We start from the raw sequence: 12,037 nt of genomic DNA on the forward strand, positions 1-12,037 counted from the left end.
CAATTATTAGTTAGGCTAAATTAATAAAACAGTATTTATTCGCATCACTCCTGTGGACATAGGAATTATTAGGCCTTACGAGGTTGAGTATAACCCTGAAGATGTGGTTGATCTAGAGGATGCCATTAGGTCGTTGGGTCATAGGATTAAGAGGATATACATTGATATGGTTGGGGTTAGTTTTGGTAAAGGTCGTATTAATTATTACCAATTAATTGGTAGGTCTAATTATGAGGAGTTGAACGTATCAGGCGCAATACTTAGGCATATAGGCATAATTAGGGATTTTGAGCAATTCGTGCATAGGCTATGGGTTGTTAGGGCCTTTGAACTTAATGGTGTTTATGTAATGAATCCAGTGATGAATTGGATGATGGCCAGTGATAAGTTCATATCACTAATGCTATTGGCTAAGCATGGCTTACCAGTCCCTGATACCGTGGTTAGTGAGAACATGTTCGTCGCCTATAATACAGTTAAGGAGTTCGGCAGATCCGTTATCAAGCAGATTAGGGGTGCCATGGGTTTCGGTGTTTTTCAGGTCGATGATGCTGATGTAGCCATGCACATCTTTAGTTACTTAACTAACCTGAATAAGCCAATGTATGTACAGAGGTTTCTTGATAAGATTGGTAATGGTGATTATAGAGTCGTGGTTGTTGGCAATGAGGTAATAGGTGCTGAATTCAGGAGGGGGATTTCATGGAAGAGCAATATTGCCCAAGGTGCTAATCCCGAGCCAGCTAAGGTTACTGATGAATTAAGTGAGTTGGCGTTGAGGACGATTGAAGTTCTTGGGCTTGATTATGGTGGCGTTGATATTGCGGAAACAAGGAATGGCTACTTCATTTTTGAGGTTAATCCAACCATGTCCTGGCAGGGATTTAAGAAAGCCACAGGTATAAATCCAGCTAAATATATAGTGAATTACTTAATACGTAAGATAAAGGCCTAGGTTGCTCTTGAAGCTATTTTTATCACCTTTAATGCAACATCTATTGAATCTATACCAAACACGTAAGTGACGGGTTCCAGTGCATAGCCTCCAAGGTCTATAATAGCCTCTAATGTGGGATCTTTGATCATTGAGTCAACCGCTGCGTTTATTACATCATCCTCATTAGAGCTTTCATGAGGCCCAACTTTAACATAGTGCATACTCAATTCCTTAAGTGCATATTCTACCTTATTATCATACTTAATACTGGCTACGGACCTATACCTCGGATTCACATTCATGCATTTAATGATTAATTTACCCAAGTGCTTGCTACCGCCATAGATAGGTTTTGAGCCTATGATAACTCTTCCGTCATGGGCATCAATCCTACCAGGTACACCAACAACATCATCCTCAGTAACGGCACCTGGTTTAGCCTCAACAATGTTCATGAGAACCCTTGGTATTATGGCATGTATTTCAGGATGCATTTCAAGAATTGATAGCGCCCTTTCCATGTTCTTAATTATTGAATCCGTAATGCCGGTCGTTAATATAGAACATACATTGCAGATTGTTGGTAATGAGGGAACAAGTTTTCTGTGTGCATCGCATAGTCTTAAGGAGCCTAATTCCATCACTATCATGTTTGTCAGATATTCAAGTGCTTCATATTCCTTATTGTTCAGTATTAGTTCAACAATATTATTAACAATCCTAGTTACCCAATCCTTATTAATGCCGAGGGACTCTGCCCTGCTTATTAATTCACCGTAATCCTTACTAACGTACCTATTAACAGCTGGTTGCGTTATGCCCAGTATCTTAGCCACCTTAAGTTGGCTATACCCGTTTTCAAGAAGTTTCTTAGCCACTAGGCTTCTTATTATTGGTAATACATTCTCAGATACAAATTCAAGCCCTGTACTTATACTCACGAATTAATGATTAGTAATAGTAATTAATAATTCTTTATTTTTCATTTTATTAAATTAAATGCTCCTCATTTCATTAAGCATTTTCACCACAATATCAGTTGGGTTATCATTCAATGAGTACTTACTAATCACGTTACCACCCTTAGTCAACAAAACTAGGTACTTATTACCCGTAGATGCTTGTCCCTCATTAAGATGCGTCCTAATCAATAAGTACTTATCACCGTTCATTAGAGCTATTTCCAGGGGCATTGAAGGTATTCTGCACATACATGATGCATTTACTCGACCTCTATCTGCATAATTACGTAGAATACCGAGTATAGTCAGCATCACCCTAATACTCCCTGTACTTGTATACCCAGTATTAATGAATAATGTATCACCAACCCTGTATGGGCATATCAATGGGTAGTAATCAGAATAATTGGAATTGGGATCTCCTATTAATATGAAGGCGTTCCTAATTGTGATCCAATCATTATACTTCCTAAGGTCAATACCACCCCTGCTGGGTATCCTAACCAGTGAATCCTCGCTTAATGTGTATGAGCCATACTTACTACCCATATCCATAGCCTTAATTATGTACTGTCCAAAGGATGCAATGGCAACATGACCCACTATCTGTCTCTCTACCTTAAGCTCATCAACTAACTCAATACCATTAATACTGCCCAGAGTCGTAACAGTACCATCAATGCTCCATACAGCTAATTCCTTACCTACTCGACCAATTACTAATACCACAGGTGTCCTGGAGATTTTAAAGGTGTACATATGTATGCCTATTTTAAAGCGAATTTTTTGTTTTTAGCCCGGACTCTGTGATAAAAATAATATCAGCGTTATAAATCGGCTTTAGCGTTTCAATGCTTAAAGAATTAAATTATTAGGGTTACCCTAGTTTATTAAGGATGTTAATACCATATGTGTCTACCAGATAAGAATGGTATTGGTAGAACTCCATTGATCATACCTTAAAGGTGGTAATCACTAATTGCTCTTTTTAAATTAATTATTTAAGATTTATATAAGCACGCAATACTTTTCGCATGACATTAGCAGTAAATGACGATATGATAAAAAGATTAATGGGAGTAGTTGATGATAAGTGGGTTAGTATTGATGAGATAGAGAATTTACTAAGTATAAAGATTGGCATTGATATGATTAATAAATTGAGCAGATCAGGACTTTTCGAGGTAATGTATAGCACGTTGGATGGCACATTCTACATAAGGAGGAGGATCATTAAAGATCTTGTAATTAATAATTCTAATAATGATACAAATAATGACAGAAGCAGGCCAAATCTTCAGAGGCTTGTGGATAAGATAAGGAGTGAGGTTCAGGGGATGATACCAAAACCTCAATTTGAGGAGTGGCTTAGTAATAATGTTTATGAGAATTGGCGGTTAGTCTATAATCAATTACTGAATGATGGTGTCATTGAGGAGGTTATTGTCTCAGGGATGGTTTTTGTTAAGGTTAATAAATGATAAAAATACTACGGTATCGCAATATACACATCACCTCTCTTCTTAAGCATTCCAGCAAATACACCCCACTCAGCCAGCAATATTTCGAGTAGATGCCTAATACCTGGTTCCCTAGCCTCTACGTATCCCGCGTCATTTAGTTCCTCGATGAGGTCATCGATGGTGAATGGTTTACGTAATCCCAAACTATAGGCCGTATGAAATGGTTCAAGGCTAAGTAATTTCTGTCGGAGTATTTTCTTTCTATCGCTAATCTTAGCATTCAGAAACTCCTTACCCTCATCCGTAATCTTAACATCACCACCCTTAACCTCAACAAAACCAAGGTAAACAGCTGCGTTTAGGGCTGGCATTAAATCATCAATGTCAGATTCCATTTCCTTGGCAATCATGAATATGTCGGCCTGTCCCTTAAACTCATTGGCAAGCGTGTCTATAAGTCCCAATACATCGGCAAATCTTGCATCTAATGGCATAAATGGTAAACCAGGCATAAAACCTATTCCATAAGTAGATTCTTTAGTGATTAATAAACATTATTTTCGGGTGAAATCTCGACGTATAATTACTTCCTATGAGAGGATTAATTTATGGGAAACCACTTTACACCTTTCACAAACCTCGACATACTCATTAACCCATGTTCTCCATCTACGTGAATAATACCTAGAGGAGTACATTATTGTCATGGGTAAGCCGCAGTTAGGGCATGTACTACCCATTAATGCCACATTACTGGCCTCCCTATAGAAGTTTGTTATTACAAGGTTAATACCATCCTCTAAATCTTCCTCTAATCTATCAATATTTATTGCGTATACCTTTATATTCAATTCCTTATTAAACCAATAACGAATCCTGGATAAATTATTAACAACGTAATCACTTATAACGTAGGGTCTCTCAGAAACAACAAATAATGCATTAATATCATTAAGTTCTAATTCATCCACCATATCAAGTAGATTTGACCACCATGGGAAATAATCACTTGGGATAATCCAAACTCTAACCCTGAGCTTATTAAGGTCTGCCTTAATCGAATCATCATGAATAACCTTGATCCTAAACCCCCTGTTCCTAAATTCCTCAATAATCTTATTAATAATCTTCATGATAAATTCCTCGATTTAGATAACCTATCAATGGGTTAATAAATTATTTATTACTAAAGGAAATAAGATTAATGATGAGGACCGGAGATATGAACAATGAAGAGACCACGCAGGACTGATTATTCTCTCTAATCTAATTGAAATAATGATAATGTGTTCTCAACGATTATATGACTTAATTCCCCTAGGTTAGTATTAAGTATTTTCGATAATTCTGCCAATACGATCTTAATATGAATAGGTCTCGATTCCTCACCAGGCCTAGGCCCTAACTCGGGTGTGTCGCTTTCGAGGAGTAACCGATTAAGCGGAACCATTGTCGCCAGGTCTCTTTTTTGTTGCGATCTAACTATGGTTGGCGGTATAGAAAAGTAACATCCTAAATCCAGTAATTTAGTTACCTGGTTTCTATTACCGCTGAATGCGTGCATTACGCATTTAACGGGTCCGTACTTACTTAGTATTTCTATAATATCATTTTCAGCATCCCTAGAATGAATAATGAGTGGTAGATTAAGGTCCTTAGCAAATAATACCCACTTAGTGAATATGTGTCGTGAAATTTCCCTAAGCACCTTATCCCTAACCTTACTATAGTCTAAACCAACCTCACCAATACCAACGAGTAAATCCCTCTTTTCATTAATAGCTCTCATGATTTCCTGGACCTCCTTAATATCGAAACCACTATAATCATATCCCAATGCAGTATAGACAAAACCTCTATACTTATTTACGAGACTTAATGCATTCCGTACTTCATTAAGTCTCATTGTTACATTGATAATACCAAGTAATCCCTCCTTATGAGCCTCACTTATCAATTCATCTGCATAGCCATACACATCTGACCTACTTAAGTGCGCATGCGTATCTATCAAGGTTCTTTCATGAATTCATAGTGAGCACCCTTAAATTAATTTACTGAGTTGTTAATATCAGAATTTATGTTTAGGTATAGATTTTTAAAGCGCGGTTATTATGCAACTCGATGTCAACACTTAATATAAACCCATTAATATACAGGTTCGTTAGGTATTGCCTAAATAGGGCTTATCTGGAGATAGATGACTCTAAATTATCGGCTGATGAGAGGTATAGCCTAGAAACGATATTATCAATTATTAGGCAGGCTGAGGATAATTGGGAGAACATCAATGATGTTGTGAAATTCATAAGTGAGGAATTACCAAAGATTTATGGGGAAGCCCTTGAGAGACTTCCCGATAAGATGGTTGATGACTTATTCGAGAGGGTATTAAATAATTGTAAGGAGCTTGATGAAGTTAAGTCAGATTCTAAGGTACTCAATGCAATTAATAATGCCCTTGAGAGTATGAAGGGTATAAAGAAGAAGTTCCTTGAAGGTTCTAAGACGAGGATTTACGAACCATCAGCATGATCAAAACCTCCTTATAGTACCTAATTAATTGAATTGAGCATTCTCTATTGAATGGATATTACTGATTACGTATATTCACTATTGAGGGAGAGGGACATAGTATTGCTAAATGCATATCCAGGTTTTGGTAAATCAAGAATTGCAGTGACCATAGCCAGTAAATGGATTAATGAGGACGGCCAGGTGCTCATAATAACAAGGTCTAGGGCCGAGGCATTACAGCTTTGCGAATTCACGAAGCAGGTTGGTATTAGGGATAAAACATCAATCTTCCTCGGTAGAGAATCACTATGTCCATTTAACGCGCATAATTCTAAGCAATGCTTCCTATACAGATTAAGTGGTAGGTGTAGGGTCAGTAAGACTGAGGTACCATTGCCAATTCTAACGTGCAATCCCCCTGAGTTACTCAGTGATGGCTTGTGCCCATATGAAGTGAATGAAGCCCTGGCATACCAGTTACCTATAGTTATATCAACACATGCGTATTTATCTAGTCCTGAACTTTACAGTAGATTAATTAATATAATTGATAATTGGAATAAACCCCTTGCAATAATTGATGAATTTCATAATGTCGCCGCAGGTCTTGAGGAGTCAATTAGTATTAGTATTGATGAGTTACGACAATGGGCATTAAACGGTAATGACCTGGCCAATAAATTATTTAATAAGATAAAGAATTACGTACCGCAAAGAGAAACTGTGGTGTTAAGGAAGTTTGATGTTGATGATTTATTAAAGGGGTCCGAGACATTTGACGATAGGGTTATTGAGATGCTTACTCACTTTGGTAATGATCTTTGTGCATTCACGTATGATGGTAAATCAATTAGATTAAGGTGTCTTTCAATTAAGCCTATTTATGATTTAATAACAAAGTCACAAAAGGTCCTTCTTTTAACGGCATCCATTAGTAGGAGGTTTTCGTACATTATAGACGTTTTTTCCAAGCCGTCGTATTACATAGCGATAGACTCCTTACCTAAGGAATATCAAGAGAATCTCGTGGTTTTTTCGGTGATTGATGTCGAGTTTACGCATCGTAATAGGTTACTGAAGGAGTACCTAGATATTGTTAATAAAAGTATTAAAGTGTTTATTCGGTCATCACCACCGGCAGGTGGCTTAGCAGTTTTCTTCCCGAGCATTGAGTACATGAATTCATACATTAATTATTATACACCGCCGGTTTGGGGAATACCAACATTCATACTTAGGGATGGTTCTGAGGCCGTAAGGGTCATTGAGCCATTTAAGGAGAGTGCCAGGGTTACTAAGTCATTAATAATAACGTATGCCCAGAACCCAATTGGTGAAGGCATAAACTTTCTCGAGCAGGAGTTAATCGGCGTTATGATTATTGGATTTCCACTTCCTCAATATAGTCAATGGAGTTTCTTAAAATCCCATTATTATAAGAGATTGGGAATTAGTGGGTTTGCAACCACCTATCTATTTCCAGCGGTATCAACCACCACCCAAATAATCGGTAGGTTATTAAGGGATTTAGATAGGCATAGGAAGGTTGCCGTGTTATTGGACAGCAGGTTTTATCGTTATAGAAAGTATATGCCTAAATGGCTCTCATTGAGGATGAGGCCCATGGGCATTTCTCAATTCTTGAATGCATCATTATGGTAATGCATGTTTAAACGAAGTAGAAATTAAGTGCCTTATAAATTCCAATGGGAATTTCTTTATGATGCATATGGACGTACTAAGCATTGGTGCCATTGCCATACCTGCATCAATAGCCGTGGCATCACTAATGAGAGATTTCTCAACTGATAGTGTTACAGTAGGCATGCGCTTTATATTACCTTACAAAGTACCACTCGATAGGCATTTATGTGTACTCGGTCCCACTAGAGGTGGTAAATCATCTCTTGTTAAGGCTATGATTAAGGGTCTTCGTCGAAAATATGTCGTTACAGTACTTGATTGGCACGGTGAATACACAGGTGTATTACCAACACTACCGACGTCTGCAATAACCATAGATCTTGAGAAAATACCACCAAAGTTATTGACTGAAATATTGGGGTTTGGCTTAGGACTTAATGAACCAAGCATGTACATGCTATATAGAATGATTCGTGACGGGAATTATACCAATTTTAATGACTTAATAAATAAGATAGATAATTACCTGGTCAATACTAGGACGGAGGCTGAGATGAAGGCGGCTATTCTAAGGAGGCTTGAGTATTCGGCTATGAATATTGGTAAGGGTATTGTAGGCATTGATGCACTTATGGAGGGTGATGCAGTTATAGATCTTAGTGACTTAACGATTATTGAAGAAAAGAGACTTGTTTCATCATTAATATTAGCAGCCCTTTACATGCATTATATGAAGATGGGTTTAATAGAAAAGGGTGTTAAGCACGTATTAATAGTTGAGGAGGCTCAGAATCTACTGGATATAAATGGCCCTAGTTATTCCATAGTCGACCATATAATAATGGAATTAGCGAAGTATGGATTAAGGGCAGTCCTAGTTAGTAATGCTGTCCCAAAGTCATCAATACTTAAGCATTGTAATATAGTACTGTTTAAGATAAGTCCTGAAATCCTAGATGGCGAAGTCACGCTTTCCAGGGATTTAATTAATAAAATGAATGAGATATCAATGGAGGAAGCCATAGTGATAACTAATAGGGGTGTTACTAAAATAAGACCATTAAGGGCAATTATTGAGCCATCGCATGTGGTTATTAGGAGGTTTAATGATGTAAAGAACGAATCTCAGCAGGATATTAATGTACCAGTAAATAATGGGTTCACTGAGAGGATTAACAATGAAAATAAGTTAAGCATTAATGATAAATTAATCGCAAATGCTAAAACAAGTGAGGACCCAGGTAATAATAGCGATAGAGCGTCGATGAGATTGGTAAATTCCATTAATGATAGTAAGGCCGTATCATCAAGTGACACTAGATCCAGTGATGATTCCATATTTAGAAAGCAAATAATGGAATTGGAGAGGGAGGTCGTTAATTTACGTGATAAGGTTAGTGAGATAGAACGAATACTAGACGCTGATGAAAAAATCATTGAAAGAATACTAGAGCTTGATGGTAAATTGAAAAATAATATACACAGTTGATTATAAAGAGATTTCATGAAACTCTGACGTTTATTTACTTCGAGAGTGTCTCTAATTCTTAATTTATTTATTTAAGCAGATATATACGAGAACCCTGGTGCCCTAATGACAACCTCGGAAAATTTAATGATAGATACGAAGAAGGTGAAAATTCTAATACTCCAGATGTTGAAGGACCTTGTTATTAATGCCAAGGGTCAATTAATAACCTTTAGACCTGCAAAGGTTGCCCAGGACATATCCATATGGACTAGGAAAAGCCCACGCTCAGAGTCAGTCATAGTTAGGAATTTCCTTGAGGAGCTTGTGGAGCTTGGGCTCATTAAGGTCATTAAGAGGAGTGCGAGGGGTAAGGTTTACGGTATAATAAGGAATACGGAGTTCTGGTTAATACTTGAGCATAATAATGTTCACGAAATATTGTCTTTCATTGATGGTTATAAATCTACGAAGAGAGGTAATACAAGTATAAATATGTTAAGGGAATTAGCTAATGCCCAAAAAATAAACCTGGCACAGACAGCCACGAATGGTGGGAATAAAAATATATCAAGTAATCCGTGATCTAATAAAAGATCCTCAGTCCCTAATTAATTACGTAGAGAACTATCTGTTAAAAGTTGCTGATTCGTCATATGTGGCTAAGGAGATTGATGATAATACTACGAAATTAATAGTATATGATGACTATGGAAACGCTGAATTAAGTGTTAATCATGAAGTAAGGATAAAAGGTAACGGTAAGATGAGGAACCTACTAAATGCCTTAGTTCTGAGGTACTTAGGTACGGATGGCACGCGCAAAATAACAATACTACTCCTGCAAAAGAATAATAGGATTTATAGGGTTAATGATTTACCGAGGGTTCAATCATTACCCATCGGTTTAATAGGACTTATGTTAATATCAATAATAGCACTATCAATAATCATTGCGGTCTTAAGGATTATAAATATAATACCATCAATACACCTAATAATAATATTACTATTATCACCACTTATCATACCAATAATATACTCATACATCCTTCAGTTAAGGATAAGGCATGGGGATTTGAGGAATTCGCGTATCATAAAGTTCGTACTAGAATATGGGGATCTTGAGGAACAGAAATTTAATGATGCTCTACGGCTTTTATCCAGAATTGAGAATAGTAAATCATTGAATGAAATAAGGAGATTCGTATTATCATTAGTTAATGATATAAGGACAAAGCCCCAGAACTTTTATGAGGAGTATATAGATATTGAGTCAGTAATTAGTAACTCGGGAATTAAGAATTACGGTATTTACCTGGTAAATGTGAATCAATGCAATGCAGCATCCATTGGCTTACCCGGTATTAATTATGTAATTTTAACATCGAGACTTGTTTCCTGCTTAAATAGTAATGAATTAACTGCAGTGGTTATGCATGAAATTGGTCATATAGTTCATGGCGATTCAGCGAAAACATTATTCTTAATATCGCTGGCTCAATTAGATAATATTGCGTTGATAACGTACATAATTCCATTAATGAGCTTACCTGCAATACCTATACTTATTACGGCATTATTTCTTGAATTGTTTGGTATTATCTCGGTTATGAAACTGAGTGAGTACTCAGCGGATAAGTATGCAATGAGGTTCGTATCTAGGAGGGACTTGGCAATGGCGTTGATTAAGGTTACCTGGAAGGAGCTACATAGTGAATTAATGAGTAGGAGGTTAAGGATTTTTGCATCGCATCCATCAGTATCGAGTAGGTTGGTTAAGATAATACGGTAATTTTGTATTTCGTTAATTATTTAGTGGTTAGTTTAATTTTTGCTTTAAGCCCTGGTGTATACATGGACTTGATTGAAAAAATGAGCGAATTAAGGATATTGATAAGTAGATTGGAGACTAAGTATCCCGAGTTATCGGAATTATCATCGTTAATAAATGACATAATAACTAAATGCGTATCCCTTTCTGATGTGTTACTAAATATATACTCAATCGCAGATTCTGCAATTCATGAACTAATATTTGAAAAAGATCCAATATCAATAAATTTAAATTCAATATTAATAAGGAAATACTTAGATATAATTAACAGTTCTGATGATTTAAATGACGCATTAGCTAGAGTAACGCCTCAGGAGAGACAATTATTAATTGATGCAATTAAGGTTCTTAAGAAGAGGGGTGCAATTGATCTTGATATTAATTATGATAATGAGGGACTCAAGGTAAAAATAATAAATAAGATCAGTAATGAGAATTCGTGAGTGATTTTGATGATTATTATGAAAATGCGCTAGAGAAGGATATTTATAGCCCCAATTTCTTTCCGTATTTCAATATGCCTTACGACGTCCCGTTTGTACCCACACCAGAGATTGTGGTTAGGAGGATGCTTCAATTGGCTAATGTTAAAAGGGATGAGGTTCTTTATGATTTAGGTTGTGGTGATGGAAGGATAGTGATAATGGCCGCTAGGGAATTTGGCGCCCAAGCCGCTTGTATTGAAATTAGGAAGGACCTATACGAACAAACGCTTAGAAGGGTTAAGGATTTAGGACTTGAGGATAAGATCCGTGTGATTTACGGTAACTTCTTTGAGGAGAACATATCAGAGGCTGATGTGGTTACAATGTACCTACTCACCAGCGTTAACGAAAGAATAAAGCCTAAACTTGAGCGTGAATTAAGACCTAGCACTAGGGTTGTGTCTCATGATTTTGAAGTTCCTGGTTGGAAACCCTTAATTGTGGAAGATCTCTATGAGGAGTGGAGAAGTCATAAGATTTACTTGTATAAAATACCTGGTCTTGAAATACCGATACCCGTTGATGGAATAGAGGAAAAATTAAGGAATATACAACTTAACGAGAAGTACCTAGAAGTTCTGGAATTAATAGATGGTAATAGATCCGTTGAGGATATATCGAATAAGACACAATTAACAATAAGGAGTGTTAGAGGAGTAATAAATGAACTAATGAAGCAAGGCCTAATTAAGGAGGTCAGGATTGTTAAGTGAAGTTAAATAAA

At 36.7% G+C, this 12,037-nt stretch carries 14 protein-coding genes; 9 read left to right on the forward strand and 5 right to left on the reverse strand.

What is annotated here, in order from left to right:
• Window positions 1-52: 52 nt before the first annotated feature.
• Entirely contained in the window at window positions 53-955 is a 903-nt protein-coding gene (locus ACP5L5_RS02325) for an ATP-grasp domain-containing protein (protein ID WP_428761333.1), read from the forward strand.
• On the opposite strand, the gene ACP5L5_RS02330 is transcribed toward ACP5L5_RS02325, so the two are convergent.
• The gene (locus tag ACP5L5_RS02330; protein WP_428761335.1) at window positions 952-1,878 is read right to left on the reverse strand and encodes a thiamine-phosphate synthase family protein; all 927 of its coding nucleotides are present in this window, start codon (window positions 1,876-1,878) and stop codon (window positions 952-954) included. The two genes, ACP5L5_RS02325 and ACP5L5_RS02330, sit on opposite strands and share 4 nt — an antisense overlap.
• A 54-nt stretch (window positions 1,879-1,932) precedes the next feature.
• The gene (locus tag ACP5L5_RS02335; protein ID WP_428761337.1) at window positions 1,933-2,658 is read right to left on the reverse strand and encodes a hypothetical protein; all 726 of its coding nucleotides are present in this window, start codon (window positions 2,656-2,658) and stop codon (window positions 1,933-1,935) included.
• 275 nt (window positions 2,659-2,933) lie between these two features.
• Here ACP5L5_RS02335 and ACP5L5_RS02340 point away from each other — a divergent pair, with 275 nt between their 5' ends.
• Window positions 2,934-3,380 (forward strand): hypothetical protein, encoded by a 447-nt coding sequence (locus ACP5L5_RS02340; RefSeq protein WP_428761338.1) that lies wholly within the window; start codon window positions 2,934-2,936, stop codon window positions 3,378-3,380.
• A gap of 8 nt (window positions 3,381-3,388) precedes the next feature.
• On the opposite strand, the gene ACP5L5_RS02345 is transcribed toward ACP5L5_RS02340, so the two are convergent.
• The 3 genes from ACP5L5_RS02345 to ACP5L5_RS02355 all read right to left on the reverse strand — a co-directional run bounded on the left by ACP5L5_RS02345 (window position 3,389) and on the right by ACP5L5_RS02355 (window position 5,376).
• Complete coding sequence (locus ACP5L5_RS02345) at window positions 3,389-3,856, reverse strand: AAA-associated domain-containing protein (RefSeq protein ID WP_428761340.1); 468 nt, start codon at window positions 3,854-3,856, stop codon at window positions 3,389-3,391.
• 96 nt (window positions 3,857-3,952) lie between these two features.
• Entirely contained in the window at window positions 3,953-4,495 is a 543-nt protein-coding gene (locus ACP5L5_RS02350; protein WP_428761342.1) for a hypothetical protein, read from the reverse strand.
• A gap of 128 nt (window positions 4,496-4,623) precedes the next feature.
• Window positions 4,624-5,376, reverse strand: a complete 753-nt coding sequence (locus ACP5L5_RS02355; RefSeq protein ID WP_048056851.1) for a TatD family hydrolase — start codon at window positions 5,374-5,376, stop codon at window positions 4,624-4,626.
• A 110-nt stretch (window positions 5,377-5,486) separates the two neighbouring features.
• On the opposite strand from ACP5L5_RS02355, the gene ACP5L5_RS02360 reads away from it, so the two are divergent.
• The 7 genes from ACP5L5_RS02360 (at window position 5,487) to ACP5L5_RS02390 (ending at window position 12,026) form a co-directional block, all read left to right on the forward strand.
• Window positions 5,487-5,897 carry a hypothetical protein gene (locus ACP5L5_RS02360; protein WP_013604080.1) on the forward strand — a complete coding sequence of 137 codons (411 nt, stop codon included), beginning with the start codon at window positions 5,487-5,489 and terminating at the stop codon, window positions 5,895-5,897.
• Window positions 5,898-5,948: 51 nt separating this feature from the next.
• On the forward strand, window positions 5,949-7,541 hold the full coding sequence (locus ACP5L5_RS02365; protein ID WP_428761343.1) for a helicase C-terminal domain-containing protein: 1,593 nt from the start codon (window positions 5,949-5,951) through the stop codon (window positions 7,539-7,541).
• A gap of 61 nt (window positions 7,542-7,602) precedes the next feature.
• Complete coding sequence (locus ACP5L5_RS02370) at window positions 7,603-9,012, forward strand: ATP-binding protein (protein WP_428761345.1); 1,410 nt, start codon at window positions 7,603-7,605, stop codon at window positions 9,010-9,012.
• A gap of 105 nt (window positions 9,013-9,117) precedes the next feature.
• The gene (locus ACP5L5_RS02375) at window positions 9,118-9,576 is read left to right on the forward strand and encodes a hypothetical protein (protein WP_273302475.1); all 459 of its coding nucleotides are present in this window, start codon (window positions 9,118-9,120) and stop codon (window positions 9,574-9,576) included.
• Window positions 9,542-10,786 (forward strand): M48 family metalloprotease, encoded by a 1,245-nt coding sequence (locus ACP5L5_RS02380; protein ID WP_428761347.1) that lies wholly within the window; start codon window positions 9,542-9,544, stop codon window positions 10,784-10,786. The genes ACP5L5_RS02375 and ACP5L5_RS02380 overlap by 35 nt, the downstream gene beginning before the upstream one ends.
• Window positions 10,787-10,848: 62 nt before the next feature.
• Window positions 10,849-11,271, forward strand: coding sequence for a hypothetical protein (locus tag ACP5L5_RS02385; protein WP_048056849.1), 423 nt, complete (start codon window positions 10,849-10,851; stop codon window positions 11,269-11,271).
• Window positions 11,268-12,026: a class I SAM-dependent methyltransferase gene (locus tag ACP5L5_RS02390; protein ID WP_013604074.1), complete on the forward strand. Its 759-nt coding sequence runs from the start codon at window positions 11,268-11,270 to the stop codon at window positions 12,024-12,026. Before ACP5L5_RS02385 ends, ACP5L5_RS02390 begins: the two co-directional genes overlap by 4 nt.
• Window positions 12,027-12,037: the final 11 nt, after the last annotated feature.

The organism is Vulcanisaeta sp. (assembly GCF_049966235.1).
Lineage (GTDB): Archaea > Thermoproteota > Thermoprotei > Thermoproteales > Thermocladiaceae > Vulcanisaeta > Vulcanisaeta moutnovskia.